The organism is Halostagnicola bangensis, assembly GCF_054653435.1.
Map to the genome: position 1 here is coordinate 1,797,855 of NZ_BAAIGG010000002.1, position 15,179 is coordinate 1,813,033.

The window sequence follows — 15,179 nt, forward strand, 5'->3', positions numbered from 1 at the left end:
CGGCGACTGCAGCCGCGTAATCGCCATTCGTCGTTCGCTAAACGAGTCGTCGAAAGCGGTAGGCTCATGCCCGGCCCGCGGCGACGAACGTGCGTGTACTTCCTCGAGTTGGGCGGAGAGGACGATCGGTTCGCGAGGCGGGAAGCGGCGAGTTCGGCGGCCGACGTCCGAACCGTCGCCCCTGGAATCGCTATCGTGCGCAGTATCGTCCCGGAGCGGGTCCGCGGACTCGCCTACACCCATCGCGCCAGCGAACTGCTCGGTCGAACCGACGCAACCCTCGAGAGCGCTCGGGCGCTCCTCGAGACAGCGTCGATCGATCGCGACGGGTCGGTCGCCGTGCGAGCCACGGATATTCACGGCTCGAGCGGCGTCTCCGCGCCAGCGGTCGAGCGAACGCTTGGACAGGTGCTCGTCGACCGCGGCTTTTCGGTGGACCTCGACGACCCGGACCACGTTCTCCGCGCGGCGTTTTCGGTCGGCGAGATCGATGACGTGGACGATCTCGAGCCGATACTGGCCTCGGATTCGCAAGCGGATTCGACGAGTGTCCCCGCTCACGATGCCGGCGCGACCGCGCGGGGCGAACAGGTCTCGATCTGTGCACTCGGCTGGCTTACCGCCGAAAGCGTCCGGGACTTCGGCTCGCGTGCGCCCACGGACAAACCCTTCTTCCAGCCCGGAAGCATGGACCCGCTTCTCGCTCGAGCCGTCGCGAACATCGCCGGCGCTCACGAGGGTCGTCGGATTCTCGACCCGATGTGCGGAACCGGTGGCGTCCTCGTCGAAGCGGGGCTCGTCGGCGCGGACGTCGTGGGAACCGACGCCCAGGAGAAGATGGTCCGGGGGGCACGCCAAAATCTCGAGCACTTTCTGGACGACCCCACTGAGTCGCCGACCGGCGCGACTCGAGGCTCGTGGCACGTCGGCCGCGGCGACGCGACCAGACTGCCGCTCGCCGAGGACTCGATCGACGGCGTCGTCTTCGACGCCCCCTACGGCCGCCAGTCGAAGATCGAAACCCACCGGCTCGAGGACCTCGTCTCGGGGGCGCTCTCGGAGGCTCGCCGAGTCGCCTCGAGAGCCGTCGTTGTCGCCGACCGCTCGTGGGCGAGCGAGGCGCGGGCGTCCGGGTGGGAACTCGAGGCGGCCTTTGAACGGCGGGTGCACCGATCGCTGACGCGGTACGTGCTGGTTCTCGAGTGACACTTTCAGCAAGTAAAAAGCGGGGGAAGTTCGTCTCGGTCTGCTCGACTAGTTCCCCGGATCGCCAGTACGTTGCTCGTCTCGAGCTCGCAACTCACGAAGAACCGCCGTCGCCGGTCGGTCGTCATCCCCGGTCCGTTCGAGTCCCCGGAACTCGCGCATCGAGCCGACCGGTCGAACGACGAGTTCTCCGTCCTCGTTTTCGACGAACGCTACTCGCCCCGGCACAGAGATCCCGTGTCTTTCCCGGAGGCGATCAGGAATCGTCACCTGTCCGTTTTCAGTGACGGAGACGATTTCCTCTCCACCCGTGGAGTTGTTGTTCGAGGTCACAGTGGACTTCTGCAATAGACAGATTAGTTTTGTCCCTGACGAGGCGCTTACCGTTCCTGTCATCGAGGGCTCGAGTATCGGTATTCGGAGAGCACTTACTCGGTCGCAGACATCGCCCGCTCGCGAAGGCGCTCACCTTCGTCACTCTCGACGGTAAGCTCCGGCACCGAAATCGGCGTTCCGTTCTCATCGATCGCGACGAACGTGAACGTCGACTCGGTCGTCAGTTCCGTTTCGCCCGATCGCGGCTCCTCGCGCCACGCCCGCAACGCGACGTTGACGCTCGTCTTCCCGGCGTCGTAGACGTAGGCCTCGATGAGCGCCGTTTCCCCGAGGGGGACCGGCCGAACGAAATCGAGTTCGTCGACTCGAGCGGTGACGCAGGACTCGCCGGCGAACCGGATGGCGGCCATACCGCCGACCTCGTCGAGCCACTTCATCAGGTTCCCGCCGTGGAGGGTGCCGTTATTGTTCGCGTGATTCGGTTGGACGGGAAATCGGTTTTCGATATAGGTCTCGAGCAGTGCAGGCATACCAAAGGCTTCTCGAGAGAGGTAGATAACGGTGTGGCTCCCGCAGGGTGTCGTTTCGTGTACCGTTCCTGGCGCCGCCGACGACTCGCTACTCGAGTCGCCGGCGTGTCGCTACGGCGACCACGAGCGCGCTACAGGTCAGCAAGACCGCGTACGCGGGCCGCTGGATCGCTTCGGGCTCGAGATCGACCATCGGTGCGGTCGTGAGCACCACCAGTGCGCCGCCGACCAGGACGAAGACGCCGTACCAGAGCGGATCGACGATCGCGGGACCGACGGCTCGAAGCAGGAGTTCCGAGAGAAAGACAGCCAGCGCGAGCCCCAGAACGAGCGAAAGCGCGGAGTCGAGCGGGTTTCCGACGACCCCGCTCGTCTCGAGGGTGACGCTCACGAGCGGAAAGAGCGGGAATATCGTCCAAAGACGGGTTCCGAAGGGAATGCCGGTAAACCCCGGTTCGGCCCCTCGCTCAGTCATTCCGCCCTAACTCCGCGAGCACGTGTGAGACGTGGATCCGATCGCTCGAGCCCTCCTGCATCTCGAACTCGGTATCTGCCACGAGCCGGTGCATCCGAGCGAGTTCGTCGCCGTGATACCGCTTCCGTGCAATCGCGAGTATCTCCTCGAGCACCTCTCCGCCGTCGAGGCCCTCGTCCACGAGCAGGTCGTCGAGAGTTTTTCTGGCGTCCGTAAACTCCCCCGCCTCCGCGTCGTCGACCATCGACTCTATTTCCTCGGCCAGGCCGACCTCGCCGATGGTCTCGTAGGCTCCGGTCATAGTGAGCTCGCCCTCGTCCTCGACGGTCGTCTGGGCGGCCAGGATCGCTTTTCGAAGGTTTCCGTTCGCGTAGCCGGCGACGAACTCGAGACCGTCCTCGTCGTACTCGACACCCTCGCTCTCGACGATCCGTTCGAGGACGGCGACGGTTTCCTCGCTCGAGGGCGCCCGAAACGAGACGGGGAAACACCGCGAGCGGATCGGCGGGATGAGTTTTGTCGGCTGGCGCGTGGCGATAACGAACTGCGTCGTTCGGTGGTGTTTCTCCATGATGCGTCGCAGGGCCTGCTGGAAGTCCTCGCGAATCGCTTCGGCGTTGTCGAGCAAGATTGTCTTGTACTCGCCCGAAACGGGGGCGTAGCTTGCGGATTCTTTGAGGACGTGGTTGATCATGTCCCGTTTGGACATCGACGATCGCCCGACGAGAAAACTCTTGAACCGGGGATCGTTCTTGATCTCTGTCTTCGTTCGACCGAAGAAATCGGCGACGTTGATCTCGATCAGGTCGTTGTCCACGTCGTCGCCGTAGACGTCGCGAGCCAGCGCGCGCGCGGCCGCCGTCTTGCCGCTTCCAGGCGGCCCCTGGAGGATCAGGTTGATCGGCTCCTCGGACGCCCGCTCGAGGTACCTGCGGGCGTCGTCCTGTGGTAACTCCTCGAGAGTCGGGGCGTACGTCTCGGTCCACAGCGGCGCATCCATCGCCAGTCGGTACGAACGGGATGGGTAAGAATCGGTCGATTACTCTCGAGTGGCCGCCCTCCCGTTGTTGTCGCCCGCGTGGTCGTCCCGTTGCCGTGGCCTGCGTTTCCCGTTGCCGTGGCCTGCGTTCGCGCCGCGTCCCATTGCCGAGGCCCGCGTTGACACCGCCGCTCAGTCGTCGTCCGTCTCGCCGTCTATTGTCATCGCCGTTCATTCGTTGTCCGTCTCGCCGTCCAGTTCCTCGAGCGTGAACTCGGCCTCGACGGCCTCCCCGTCTTCGGTCCCGATCTGCGTTGCGCCGGCGACATCGTCCGGATCGCCTTCGTAGAGGACCAACAGTAGTTCGTCGTCTTCACTGATCGAGTCCTCGAGGTCGATAGTGACGTTCTCGTACTCGCCGGGCGAGAGGTCCTCGCTCGTTCCGAGTGTCTGGGTGTCGTCGCTCGCACCGTTCGGACTCGGACCGTTTGCGTCGTCGGTATCGGCGTGTTCGACAGCAACGAATCCGTCCGCGGGTGTTGTCACGTCCGCCGCGATGCTCGTTTCGTTTCCATCGACCGGTTCGACGGCTGGAGTGCCGTCAAACTCGAGATCGATCGTATCCACTGCCCCGTCATCGGTCGTATAGACGCCGATCGTCTGCTCGCCGGGTTCGGCCCCGGTCGTCTCGATATCGAATTCGATTTCTCGGCTCTCGTCGGGTTCGAGTTCGAGTACCTGTCGCTCGAGGACGGCGCCGTCTATCCGGAGGTCGACGTGTTGTTGATCGACCTCGTCGGTCGGATTTCTGATCTCCGCGGTTACGGTGATCGTTTCGTTGGTCGTGGCGGACGACGGGGCATCGATAGATTCGACGCTAAACGAGTCGCTGACGGCACCATTGTCTCGATCAGCTATCGTCACCGTCGCGGTGTCACTGACAGGATAGCCGTCCTCGATGTACGGTTGGTCCTCCTCGCCGTCGGTTTCGTCGTAGGCGTACGTTTCGTCGCCGGTGCTGTCGAGGTGTGCAGTTGCGGTCAACTGTCCGACCATCTCGAGGCCGTCGTCGGCGGTTTGGTTGATGGTGACGTTTTCGTGTGTCCCCGCCTCGAGGTATTCCGAGACACCGACGCTGTTTCCGGTGCTGTCAGTCACGACGACGAAGCCGCCGTCCGAGACCGAGACCGACGTCACGGAGACGCTGGTTCCGTCGCTTTGTTGGTCCTCGAATTCGATTGACGCCTCGGGTTCTTCGTCGACACCGAAGATAGCCGGAGCTTGTCCGATGACGGCACCCGCCGCGAGGACGACGACGAGGGCGAGCAAGATAGCAACGATTCGTTTGAGTGTACTGAATTCGGGTCTCGATCTCATGTCCCAAGTGGATACGAACCCTTTGTGGGCCGGAGACGTAAAACGTCGAGTTTGTTTGGCTGTTCACCGCTCCATTCGCCGCGTCCGCTAGCCTCTAGGTCTGTCTTACAGTTTTTAATTCGGACAGGTATAGTATGTTTAAAATTCTGTCGGTTCCTCGGCGGCCACTTTCTGTCGTCTGTCCACAGTCGTTTGTTCTCAATCTTTCGTCGATCGCTTTTGTGGCCCTCTCAACATTTGCTATACATTCACATCTACTAATGATTCAATCTAGAATAAACTATCCACAAATCATTAATTTGTTAATATATTGATTCTATATAGATATCAATAAGTAACCATCTAGTTAGTATAGATTATCTAGACTTAAAATACAACGCTAGATAAACTTTATTTATTGCCGGGGTATCTTCCCCAATATGAGTCCGTCAGCAACGAACGCCACTGACCATCCAACCACTGACGACGAGAATACGTTCTTCCGGAGTGCTCATGCTCTCATCTCGGCGAATTGGTTACTCGGATTTCCCAATCGGATGCGAGAGCGGTTCCCGGAGGTCATCTCTCGATGATCGTTGCCGCGTTATTGACCATCATTGGCCTGTTGATCGGAATCGGAATCGTCCAATCCTTCGGGCTCCGACTCTCCGGTGTCCTCGTCGTTCCGCTGTTCGCGGTGTACTCCCTCTACGACGTGTTTGCACTCCCTGCGTTCGTAATCGGGGTCATCGCATCCTACGTTGGATTAGCACTGTTGCAGCGTCGGACGTTACTGTTTGGCCGACAGTTGCTTCTGGCGAGTATGATACTCAGTATGGTGGTCCCGTTTACCGTCTTCGGCGGATTCTCCGCACTCGGTGTCTTTGAACTCTCTCTCTCGGCGTTCACGTTCGTCGGGAGTATTCTTCCTGGCGTCGCCGCGTACAACTACCACCAGCTTGAGCCCGACCGACGACTCGAGGATGTCGCGGTGAGCATCGGCGTCCTCCTCGGTTTGATCGGGCTCGGTGCGGCGCTGGTCAACATCGAGTTAGCTCCCCACATCGGAGGGCTCACTCCGCCGCTGTTGTTCGGTGACGAATCGTATATCGCCGACGCTCGAGACGCCACTGCCGGCAATATGGAACTTTTCCTCGACGCCTCGCTTCCAATCGTGTTGCTTGCGATCGTCCTCGGAATGATCGTCTCGGAGGGCGCGTACATGCGATGGGGCGTCAGACTCAACGGCATCATCGCGCTGCCGCTACTCGCTCTGTTCGCGCTCCAGTCGATCGCCGTTCTTCCGCTGTACGTGCTCGGCGTCGCCGTCGTCTACGGATTGCTCACTCTCATTCACCGATCTACCCTGTTGTACGGGCGGGTTCTGCTCGCCACCGGCCTCGCTATCGCCGTCGCGGGATCGATTCCCGTCGCGATCATTGTCCCGGTCACCTCCGGATTGCATCTGTTCTTTACGGCCATTCTGATCGGAATCGGCTCGTACAACCTTCACCGGATGCCGCCGGAACACCGATCGGCCTCGATCGCTCTGTCGGCCGGCGCGTTCGCGCTCTTCCTCGGAGGGCTCCGTCTGGTTGTTTCTCCGGAGGCGGATGGGGCGCTCCACTTGGATCTCATCGAGCTGGGCGACGTTTTCTCCCTCAATTTGTGGGAGTTAGATATCGTTCTCCAGTACAATCTGCATCTCCTCCCGCAGGTCGGGTTACTCGCCGCTGCCTTCGTTGTCGGCACGATAACAGCGTTCCGTCTCGAGCGGCTTCGCCCCTCGAGTTCGGATGCTGATCGACAGCACGTTAGCACACACAATAGCCACACCTAATCAACCAACAATACAGATACAACATCAATGTCTTCCAACACATCTTCAACGGTCATCCCAGAGCCGGTCACGAGGCTCGCTCGGCGCATCGTTGGCCCGTTCACACGCGGCACCGAACACCGGCGACGACTCGACGAAATCGACGTCAAAATCGTCGTCTCCGGCACTCGAGGCAAGTCGGGAACGACCGAACGGATCTACGACGTTCTCCGGTCTCGGGGTTACGACGCCTACGCCAAGGTGACTGGAAACCATCCCCTATCGCTGTACGACGGCGACGAGAACCCGATCGACCGCGGAGAGCGCGTCACGCTTTACGAGAACTTCGACGAACTTCGAAAGTACGCCCCCGTCGACGCGCTCGTCCTCGAGAATCAGGGGATTACGGACTACACGACGCGGATGATGAACGAACAGTTTGGTAAACCCGACGTACTCGTGCTCACGAACGTTCGACAGGATCACCGCGATACCCTCGGTGGTACTCGTGCGGACATCGCGAGGGCGTTCGCTCGAGCGACGCCAGCCGGGACCCACGTGGTCAACGGCGAACAGGACTCGCGTCTTCGAGAGTACATCGAGCGGGAACTCGAGACGGTCGACGCGACCGTCTCCCACGTCGACGTTCCCGAACGCCATCAGGACATTCCGGCCGCCGAATGTATCTACGGGCTCGATCACGTTCTCGCGGCGATCGACGAGGAACCGCTGTCCGACCGTCAGCGCGAGTCGATGCTCGAGGGGTTCCGCGTCGAGTGGACCCGCGCGCTCGGTGGCCGGGTCTACAACGCCGCCGACGTCAACGACGTCGAGAGCACCGAGATGGTTCGCCAGGCGCTGGTCAACGACGGCGAACCGATCCAGCCGTTCGTTTATCTTCGCCGGGATCGGCGCGCTCGAACCGCGTCGTTCCACGACTATCTCGGAGGGCTTTTCGAAGATGGTGCGATCGAACAGGCACGGGTCGCGGGCGGACACGCGGATCTGTTCGCCGAGAAAGCGTCGTTTCCCGTGATCAGTCACGACACGGAAACCGAATCGGCGCGATCAGTTCTCGAGGAGATGGTCGCGGACGGTTGGCCGGTTCTCGTGATGGGTAACACGGTTGCCGAGTTCATGCGCGACCTCGACGACGAAATCGACCGTCATTCGGCACCGAAAGAATCGGCCGACACACCCAATGCGGATCTCGAACCGCAGTCGCCCGGAAAACCGACCGATCAGCAACTGCCCGAAAAGCAGGTTGATTACCGGTCGGCTGGAGAATCCGACGACGAACCGCCCCGGGCTTCCTCCGTACAGAGGTGATCATGTAGAGAGACACATCTCGCGGACAGGTCTCCAGCTGACCTGTCGGCATTCGGCCCGGACGTCTCGCCCGTCGACTACCGCTCGGGAGGCGGTATGCTCCCATCGGAACTGAAATACTATGACAAACGATTCAGACACCAACGGACGCACCGGCCGACCCCATTCGTCACGACGGACGTTCCTGGCCGGCGCAGTCGGTACTCCAGCACTGCTCGGCCTCGCCGTCGGTTCGTACGAGGCCGCATCGCGGGTGACCAGCGACGAGGAGTTCGATACTTGCCTCGTCTGTGACCTCGCTGACGGACAGGACAATCTCGCCGAAGATCCGACGTCGATATCCGCCGACCCACGCTTGCTATCGGCGCACGATCTCTCCGTCGGCGACCAGCTACGCATCACCCGCTCGGACGATCAGGACGAGTTCGCGGTGTATACGATCGCGGACGAGCAACTGGAATCGCCCGAGACCATCGTTCGCATGTCCGACAGCGCCCGCTGTCGGCTCGACCTTGGGTCGGTGGCGACGGATCCCGACGACGAGAGCTGTCCCGGCCCCACCACCAGTTGTTCGATCAGCGACGAGGAGTTCGACGGCGACATCTCGACGATGATCTCGAACCCGGCCCTCTCCGAATCGGAGGCGAGAGAGCGGGGCGAGTTGATCGAACAGCTCGACGAAAACGGCACGGACACCATCTTCATCGCGCCACACGGCGGCGGCGTGCAACCGAAGACGGACGAGCAAGCAGAACACGCCGCGGAGCTCGGTAACGCGACCTGCTGGCGGACGAAGGGATGGGGGCCAAACTCCGGCGCATTTCAACGTTGGTACGTCCCAACCACGGAACTCTCCCCCGAATCGTACCCCGAACTCGAGACGATCGCAGACGCCGATTTCGACGTTGCGGTCGACTTCGGCGGCGTCTGTGAGCAGGGAGTCGTCGTCGCCGGTAACGCCACGGCGTCGCTCCTCGAGGACGTTCGCGATTCGATCAACGATGCGCTCCCGTCGTGTGCGGAGCAGGCGACGCTTCCGGACGACGAGGCAGTGACGGGCGAGGGGCTGCTCGTCGACGATCTCGGCGACGAGTGTCTCTTCCTCTCCCAGAGTTACGCGACTCGTCGCGCGTACTGGGAGGAGATCGCTACCGGAACGGCGGCGGCGCTCTCGGACGATTTCGAGGTCGCCGAAAGCGGAAGTTGTCGATGATCGAGGAACGGTCGGGGGCGGAGGGACCTGATGAGCGACTCCGATCGAGGATTCGCGTTGGTGGTGGTTGCCTCGGGATTGCGATAGCCTAACGGCGGACGAGCCCGGTGACGGTCCCCTCTTGCGGAACGGCCGAACCGGCTCGATCCGAAGCCGGTTTAGTCGCCGCGTACCGAACCGTAGGTAATGCCATTGTGCGTGACGTTTCTCGGAACGAGTGGGGCGATTCCAACAGCACAGCGCAATCCCACGAGCATTTTTGTCGCGCGCGAAGGTGACGAGCTCCTGTTCGACGCCGGCGAGGGGACTCAGCGTCAGATGATGCGGTTTCGAACGGGGTTCTCGATCTCCCACCTCTTTCTCACGCATCTCCACGGGGATCACGTCCTGGGAATTCCCGGCTTGTTGCAGACGATGGCCTTTAACGACCGAACGGAACCGCTCGCGATTCACACGCCGAACGGAACTCGCTCGCAGGTGAAGTCGCTCGTCAACGCCCTCGGAAACCAACCTTCGTTTCCGGTCCGGATCAACGAAGTCGGGGGCGACGACGTCGCCTACCGCGCCGAGGAGTACGAGGTTCGCGTCTTCGAGACGGACCACGATACCCGCTCGGTCGGCTACGCGCTCGTCGAGGACGACCGCAAGGGACGATTCGACCGCGAGCGGGCCGAAGAACTCGGCGTTCCGGTCGGCCCCAAGTTCTCGCGCCTTCACGAGGGCGAGGCCGTCGAACTCGAGGACGGCACCGTCGTTGAACCCGACCAGGTCGTCGGCGAGCCCCGCCCCGGCCGCTCGCTCGTCTACACCGGCGACACCCGCCCGACGACGGCGACGCTCGAGGTGGCCGAGGAACCGGACCTATTGATCCACGACGCGACCTTCGCCGACGGCCGAACCGATCGCGCGACGGACACGGCCCACTCGACGGCGCGACAGGCGGCCGAAATCGCCCGCCGAGCCGGGGCCGATCGCCTGGCGCTGATGCACATCTCCTCGCGCTACGCCGGCGACATCGAGGACCACCTCGAGCAGGCTCGAGACGTGTTCGACGGCGAGGTACTGTTGCCGGAGGATGGGGATACGCTCGAAGTACCATACTCGGATGACCCTGTTCGGTAATTCGCTGACTGATCCAACTCGTCGCTGGCTATCGATTATTCTGTCGGTGTACGTGTGAAAGTGGCCGGTGATGGCGGTTTAAGTGTGTCCTCTCAAACGCCCTCACCAGCCGATGTACTAGACGGCGTACCTGTCACAAACATCCTTCGGTCGGCAAAGCGCCGCGAGAACGCGGCGCTTGACCTGTCAGTTCTTGATGAATGGATGGACAATGGACCAGGTCGTGATCCAAAGTACCCTCGCTCGCAGATGATGCGGGGGCTGCTGTTGTGCACTGCCGAGACGAAGTTCCAGTTCAGAGAACTTGAGGACTGCTTTGATTCGGTTCTCGGGCGTCTCATCTGCGGAGAGTGATTGGCGTAACCATTGAACGTCCCAGGTCTGCAAACGGCGTCTCCTCATCCCGTCGACCCTGGTCTCGACGACGATGTATTCAAACGTTGCGCTGACCACTCTTTGCAGATGAGACGCCTGTGTTGAGCACGATCTGGGAGTTCTGGAACCGTGTCCAACCGTTCATTCAGCGGCTGTTCGATCATCTCGTCCAACTCCTCGATGGACTCGGCTTCTACGGCTCCCGGTTCGTGTTCGATTCGACCCATCTGGAATGCCCACGCATCGATCCCGACGGAGCGTGGGCGTGGGATTCTATCGATCAGAAGTGGGCCTACGGCTACGGAATGCTCGTCGCGGTCGACTGCGCCAGCGATCTTCCCGCTGGCGCAGTCGTTACCCAGCGCAAACAGCATCCAGAAACAGCAACGCTCGAGTGTTTTGACCGGCTGAGTGAAAATACGACGGTAACGGAGGTTCTAGGCGATTCAGCGTATGATACGCTCGAATTCCACGAGGAGTGTATCGATGACGAGCCGCTTCCAATCTGTACGTACAACCCGCGAAACACGGCTAATCCGCTGGATATCGTGTTCCGGGTAGAAGCGTTGATCGAAGAAAACGATGTTCAGCTCAATCGTGACCGCTCAAGGCAGCGTTCGCCGACGATCCGGTCGGCGAACGCTTCTTCAGCGGACTCAAAGAAGATGAGCGGAAGTTGACGTTCCGAGTTCTGGGCCGCCGTCGCGTCGAAACTCACGTTGGACTCGTTTTGATTGATCGACTTGTCACAGCGCTAGCCAACCGACTTGATGATCCAACTGCTAATCTCCGGAGAACGAAACCGTGGTGATTACCGAACAGCCTCTTGGTCGATCTGCAATAACCTTAGACGCAACACCCCCCGTTATCGATCTGTAAGATAATAGTCCCGTCTCAAAATCATATACAGTTCGCCTCTGGTAGCCTCAACTGACACCTCCATTGTGATGGCTGTTTTGGCTCACCGCTCAAGCAGTTCGTCAGCGAACGCCACGAACTGCTCGGCATCGGTATACTGTACCAGATTCAGCTAAAGAAGCAATTCTAATCCAGACTCTGACTACCGCATCCACTGGTTCTTACACCGCTTCGGAACTTCACCTATGGCTCGTTCGACCACGTTCAATGTCTATGAGAAAATTTAGGATTGGGATGGATGTGATTGAGATTATGAAAACAATAATAACTGTACTAATAACCAATAGATATATACAGAATGGATTTTAAATTCAACTTATGGGTAAGAAGCCCACTAAAATAACTCGCCGTAAAGGTATCAAAGCAACCATCGGAACAGTTTCTGGGATGGCAGTGTTTTCCAACTCTGCATCGGCTCAATCTCAGTCTGAGCTCGAATCGGACTTGAAGGAAGCTTATGGACGAAAAGAGGGGAAAATACTCTATAATGTTATTCAAGATAAGCAAGATTTGACGAAAAATCAGAGCAAGAGAAGTATGAGGAGATCACTAAGGATGTCTTGGAACATGAAAAACTAAAAAAGGTTAAACAGGATATCCAGCAAGTCGGAGGAAAAAAAGCCAAAACCTCATAAGAAAGAAGAAGAGTACGAGATAACGAAAAACAATCATAAGCGCTATACTATCGATCTGGAAGAGGCGAGCGAGCGAGAGCAAGCAAAGTTTGAAAGACTCCAGAGTGAAGAGTCGAAAGCTGAACCATCCGATATAGGGACCCTGGAAACTACCAGACTTTCGGATTTTCGCAATCCAGTCACCGACTCTGAGTCCGGTGTCGCAGGAACAACCAATACGGGCGCGAATCGTGGAGACTCTATCTGGTGGCATCGGGCACGTGCTGAAGCAGCTGTTTACGGATATGGGTCTGCGTGGGCTTACACACGATTTGAAACCCATGAGGTCAATAACGACATATCGGGTGGCAGCAATTATGAAGTGGGTGCTTCCTACGAACGAGATGGTGATGCTGTCACTGGAGATGCAGAAATAAATCTCGGAATATCTTATATTGATGATGGCTCTCCATCATCAGTGTCAACGACATTAGAGGAACCCTCCGGTCGGGATGAAGGTTGGAATTACGCCCAAGAACAATTTTATATCCCATCTAATGTGTCCACTCTACTGGCCACCATAGAAATATACGTTGAGGCTTCAACTGGCGGTGGTGCAGCCAATACAGATTACTTTTCAGGAGACAGGTGTCTTTACCCAGACTATATCGAGTTTGACAGCCTAGACTAAGCGGTTGTGCAGAAGTCTTCACAAGCTCTGTACTGGCTAATCACAGTTCTACGAACGCCCTAATTTCTTCCTCGAGATAACGATATATTAGCAGACTTCTCTTATTTATACAATCATCCCAATCAAAGATTCGTCAAGTTAGGCTTTGATACGTATTCTGCCCTACCTCCATGCTAGCTAATCAAATACAATCTTCCCAGTCCGAAATTACTTGTTAATATACCTATCATGAATATGTATGATAATAGCCAATCCAATGACGCTAACAACAGCTAGTCCTACAAAATATAGCATCTCGATTGGAGGAGCAATAACAGTGAAAAAAAAAACCAGAGTGAAAAGAGAAGAACTATCAAAGCAATAGTTTTTGCAAGAATATCAAGAAAGGTATTTATAGCTCGAAGGGGGCTGGAGTCCATATTTAAGACCCTTCACTACTCTGCTAAGAAGTTTTCGACGAAATATATTGCCCCTGTTTCCACAGGAGTCAGTTACTACTCTAGTGAGTTTGGGACACGACCAAGATAATGTTGTTCGATTTCAATTCCTTTCCATGGCCCTCGGTGTGCTCTTAGTCAAGTAACTATCGCAGTAGCCGGAATAGAGAGTTTAGAGGACAACGACAGATAGCGACGATTCTAATTGCTTGTTGATGCAGTCAGAAGACAAGTTATGTGCGGCGGAGGTGCGACGATATAATGATCGAGAGAAGTATTGGGAACAGCTGTACGAGGGAGTACCACTACAGGCCCCAGCTGCCGATAAGTGGGGTAGACCCCATTCCCAGAACTTAGCTAATTCATTAAATCGTCGCAAAACAGTACGTTCGATTTGTTCCCTGATCGGGATAAGTGATCAGGACGTGATCTGTGTCTGCATCACCGTAAAACCGCACTGGTGGAGGTCGATCGCAACATCGACACAGTTGGGCAATAGCCGTTGTTTCGAAGGATCTCGAAGAGATTATCGCGGACGCTATCGAACTGATCGTCGATGGCGTCCGCTTCCAAGTTTCGAAGATGGTAGAGCAGGGATTTGGCGAGTCCATTGCGAGCCGTCGACGTTACGTCGACGAACTCGCCATGGTTGAGTTAGCACGTTTTCCCGGCGGTATTGGCAAACTCTTGCTCGAAGGCGACACGAGAGAGTACTTCGAGAAGCTCCTCTCTCGTGTCGCCTCCACAGGGTTTGATGCCAAAGTCGAGTGCTGGGTACACGACGGAGGAGACGGCACGACAGACTTGTTTTGCTTCGACCGTCTTGGTCATAGTCACCCTACCAGCAACGTTACAAATTAGGTTCGGCGTCTACTGTGAAGGGCGAGGCTTCCGCTTGCTAACCGTCAGAATCGATGTTCTCTCAATTTGCTTACCGATACCGCTCGTGGGTGATGCCCGGAATGGTCCCGAAGTGGTCGTCTGCGGCAAGGACGGGTTCGTCGCGCTCGAGAGCGGTTGCGGCGATTGTTGCATCGGCTTTTCCGATTCCAGGGCCTTCACCGTCGTCCGTGTCGGCCATTCGTTCACCGAGTAGTCGTCCCGCACGTCGAGAAATACTCGGCGTCATATCTACCACCGGGTAAGAATCGAGTACGGCTTCGACTTTCTGGCGCTCTTTTCGGGTGTTCGACACCGTTCCGACGCCGGTGTAGAGCTCCAGAACGGTCATCGAGGGAAGCACCAGCGGGACGCTCTCGGTTTCGAGTTCTCGCTCTTTCGTGACGGCTGCTTCGACGTCGTCGATGACGTCCAGAACGAAGCTCGTATCGACGATCATTCGAAGCGCTCCGCGACGTCGCGGACTCCTTCGCGATCCTCCTGATCAGCAGCGTCGATCGCCGCTCGCATTTCGCCTACCTGGTCTTCATCGAAGACGTCGCGGAGGTCGCGGAGTGACCGCCCACCGATGAGCCGTTCTACAGCGTCGCTGAACGACTCGTTATCACGTTTTTTCGCCTTGATGCGTTCGTAGACATCGTCTTCGAGACGAATTTGCTGTGACATCCTTGTTGACAGCGTTGACGCTCTATGAAAATTAAGATTTGGATGTGTAATAAATTCCACACCATTTCCCACGCTGTGAACGGGCCGATTCTCTCGTCGCACCGAATTGACTCGTGCCACAAAATCGCTCCTCAAACAGTAAGCCAGAAATCTCCTTCCCCCCATTCGAGCGGGAGTGAATCGAATGTATCCATTCGAGGTGCTGAACCCGCG

General features: G+C 58.1%; 16 protein-coding genes and 1 pseudogene. 9 read left to right on the forward strand and 8 right to left on the reverse strand.

Annotation, left to right across the window (positions count from 1 at the left end):
- Positions 1-93 precede the first annotated feature (93 nt).
- On the forward strand, positions 94-1,206 hold the full coding sequence (locus ACYQ14_RS10565) for a methyltransferase domain-containing protein (RefSeq protein WP_459887886.1): 1,113 nt from the start codon (positions 94-96) through the stop codon (positions 1,204-1,206).
- 48 nt (positions 1,207-1,254) lie between these two features.
- Here the strand turns inward: ACYQ14_RS10565 and ACYQ14_RS10570 are convergent, their stop codons facing one another.
- From ACYQ14_RS10570 to ACYQ14_RS10590, 5 genes are all read right to left on the reverse strand, one after another.
- Positions 1,255-1,554 carry an AbrB/MazE/SpoVT family DNA-binding domain-containing protein gene (locus tag ACYQ14_RS10570; RefSeq protein ID WP_459887889.1) on the reverse strand — a complete coding sequence of 100 codons (300 nt, stop codon included), beginning with the start codon at positions 1,552-1,554 and terminating at the stop codon, positions 1,255-1,257.
- Between the two features lie 80 nt (positions 1,555-1,634).
- Complete coding sequence (locus tag ACYQ14_RS10575; protein ID WP_459887891.1) at positions 1,635-2,072, reverse strand: acyl-CoA thioesterase; 438 nt, start codon at positions 2,070-2,072, stop codon at positions 1,635-1,637.
- An 88-nt stretch (positions 2,073-2,160) separates the two neighbouring features.
- Positions 2,161-2,547 (reverse strand): hypothetical protein, encoded by a 387-nt coding sequence (locus ACYQ14_RS10580; protein ID WP_459887894.1) that lies wholly within the window; start codon positions 2,545-2,547, stop codon positions 2,161-2,163.
- A complete protein-coding gene (locus ACYQ14_RS10585) occupies positions 2,540-3,547 on the reverse strand; it encodes an AAA family ATPase (RefSeq protein WP_283836456.1) in 1,008 nt (335 codons plus the stop codon). The genes ACYQ14_RS10580 and ACYQ14_RS10585 overlap by 8 nt, the downstream gene beginning before the upstream one ends.
- 210 nt (positions 3,548-3,757) lie before the next feature.
- Positions 3,758-4,903, reverse strand: a complete 1,146-nt coding sequence (locus ACYQ14_RS10590; protein ID WP_459887898.1) for a DUF7282 domain-containing protein — start codon at positions 4,901-4,903, stop codon at positions 3,758-3,760.
- A gap of 419 nt (positions 4,904-5,322) precedes the next feature.
- On the opposite strand from ACYQ14_RS10590, the gene ACYQ14_RS10595 reads away from it, so the two are divergent.
- The 6 genes from ACYQ14_RS10595 (at position 5,323) to ACYQ14_RS10620 (ending at position 11,420) form a co-directional block, all read left to right on the forward strand.
- A complete protein-coding gene (locus ACYQ14_RS10595) occupies positions 5,323-5,475 on the forward strand; it encodes a hypothetical protein (protein WP_459887901.1) in 153 nt (50 codons plus the stop codon).
- On the forward strand, positions 5,472-6,722 hold the full coding sequence (locus ACYQ14_RS10600) for a poly-gamma-glutamate biosynthesis protein PgsC/CapC (RefSeq protein ID WP_459887904.1): 1,251 nt from the start codon (positions 5,472-5,474) through the stop codon (positions 6,720-6,722). The genes ACYQ14_RS10595 and ACYQ14_RS10600 overlap by 4 nt, the downstream gene beginning before the upstream one ends.
- A gap of 27 nt (positions 6,723-6,749) precedes the next feature.
- Positions 6,750-8,030, forward strand: coding sequence for a Mur ligase family protein (locus tag ACYQ14_RS10605; RefSeq protein WP_459887906.1), 1,281 nt, complete (start codon positions 6,750-6,752; stop codon positions 8,028-8,030).
- A gap of 121 nt (positions 8,031-8,151) precedes the next feature.
- A complete protein-coding gene (locus tag ACYQ14_RS10610; protein ID WP_459887909.1) occupies positions 8,152-9,243 on the forward strand; it encodes a poly-gamma-glutamate hydrolase family protein in 1,092 nt (363 codons plus the stop codon).
- Between the two features lie 186 nt (positions 9,244-9,429).
- The gene (rnz, locus tag ACYQ14_RS10615) at positions 9,430-10,365 is read left to right on the forward strand and encodes a ribonuclease Z (RefSeq protein ID WP_459887912.1); all 936 of its coding nucleotides are present in this window, start codon (positions 9,430-9,432) and stop codon (positions 10,363-10,365) included.
- Between the two features lie 476 nt (positions 10,366-10,841).
- The gene (locus tag ACYQ14_RS10620) at positions 10,842-11,420 is read left to right on the forward strand and encodes a transposase (RefSeq protein WP_459887915.1); all 579 of its coding nucleotides are present in this window, start codon (positions 10,842-10,844) and stop codon (positions 11,418-11,420) included.
- Positions 11,421-11,701: 281 nt separating this feature from the next.
- Here the strand turns inward: ACYQ14_RS10620 and ACYQ14_RS10625 are convergent.
- Positions 11,702-11,869, reverse strand: a pseudogene (locus tag ACYQ14_RS10625) (ISH6 family transposase); the annotation flags it as partial.
- 107 nt (positions 11,870-11,976) lie between these two features.
- Here ACYQ14_RS10625 and ACYQ14_RS10630 point away from each other — a divergent pair.
- Positions 11,977-12,237, forward strand: coding sequence for a hypothetical protein (locus ACYQ14_RS10630; RefSeq protein ID WP_459887918.1), 261 nt, complete (start codon positions 11,977-11,979; stop codon positions 12,235-12,237).
- 417 nt (positions 12,238-12,654) lie between these two features.
- Positions 12,655-12,963, forward strand: a complete 309-nt coding sequence (locus ACYQ14_RS10635) for a hypothetical protein (protein WP_459887920.1) — start codon at positions 12,655-12,657, stop codon at positions 12,961-12,963.
- Between the two features lie 1,368 nt (positions 12,964-14,331).
- Here ACYQ14_RS10635 and ACYQ14_RS10640 read toward each other — a convergent pair.
- Positions 14,332-14,739 (reverse strand): PIN domain-containing protein, encoded by a 408-nt coding sequence (locus ACYQ14_RS10640; RefSeq protein WP_459887923.1) that lies wholly within the window; start codon positions 14,737-14,739, stop codon positions 14,332-14,334.
- Positions 14,736-14,966 (reverse strand): antitoxin VapB family protein, encoded by a 231-nt coding sequence (locus ACYQ14_RS10645; RefSeq protein ID WP_459887925.1) that lies wholly within the window; start codon positions 14,964-14,966, stop codon positions 14,736-14,738. Before ACYQ14_RS10645 ends, ACYQ14_RS10640 begins: the two co-directional genes overlap by 4 nt.
- Positions 14,967-15,179: the final 213 nt, after the last annotated feature.

Coding starts and splice junctions, on each gene's coding strand:
- ACYQ14_RS10600 (WP_459887904.1), top strand. CDS start 5,472: ATGATCGTTGCCGCGTTATTGACCATCATTGGCCTGTTGATCGGAATC.
- ACYQ14_RS10645 (WP_459887925.1), bottom strand. CDS start 14,966: ATGTCACAGCAAATTCGTCTCGAAGACGATGTCTACGAACGCATCAAG.
- ACYQ14_RS10575 (WP_459887891.1), bottom strand. CDS start 2,072: ATGCCTGCACTGCTCGAGACCTATATCGAAAACCGATTTCCCGTCCAA.
- ACYQ14_RS10640 (WP_459887923.1), bottom strand. CDS start 14,739: ATGATCGTCGATACGAGCTTCGTTCTGGACGTCATCGACGACGTCGAA.
- ACYQ14_RS10605 (WP_459887906.1), top strand. CDS start 6,750: ATGTCTTCCAACACATCTTCAACGGTCATCCCAGAGCCGGTCACGAGG.
- rnz (WP_459887912.1), top strand. CDS start 9,430: ATGCCATTGTGCGTGACGTTTCTCGGAACGAGTGGGGCGATTCCAACA.
- ACYQ14_RS10595 (WP_459887901.1), top strand. CDS start 5,323: ATGAGTCCGTCAGCAACGAACGCCACTGACCATCCAACCACTGACGAC.
- ACYQ14_RS10590 (WP_459887898.1), bottom strand. CDS start 4,903: ATGAGATCGAGACCCGAATTCAGTACACTCAAACGAATCGTTGCTATC.
- ACYQ14_RS10610 (WP_459887909.1), top strand. CDS start 8,152: ATGACAAACGATTCAGACACCAACGGACGCACCGGCCGACCCCATTCG.
- ACYQ14_RS10630 (WP_459887918.1), top strand. CDS start 11,977: ATGGGTAAGAAGCCCACTAAAATAACTCGCCGTAAAGGTATCAAAGCA.
- ACYQ14_RS10580 (WP_459887894.1), bottom strand. CDS start 2,547: ATGACTGAGCGAGGGGCCGAACCGGGGTTTACCGGCATTCCCTTCGGA.
- ACYQ14_RS10585 (WP_283836456.1), bottom strand. CDS start 3,547: ATGGATGCGCCGCTGTGGACCGAGACGTACGCCCCGACTCTCGAGGAG.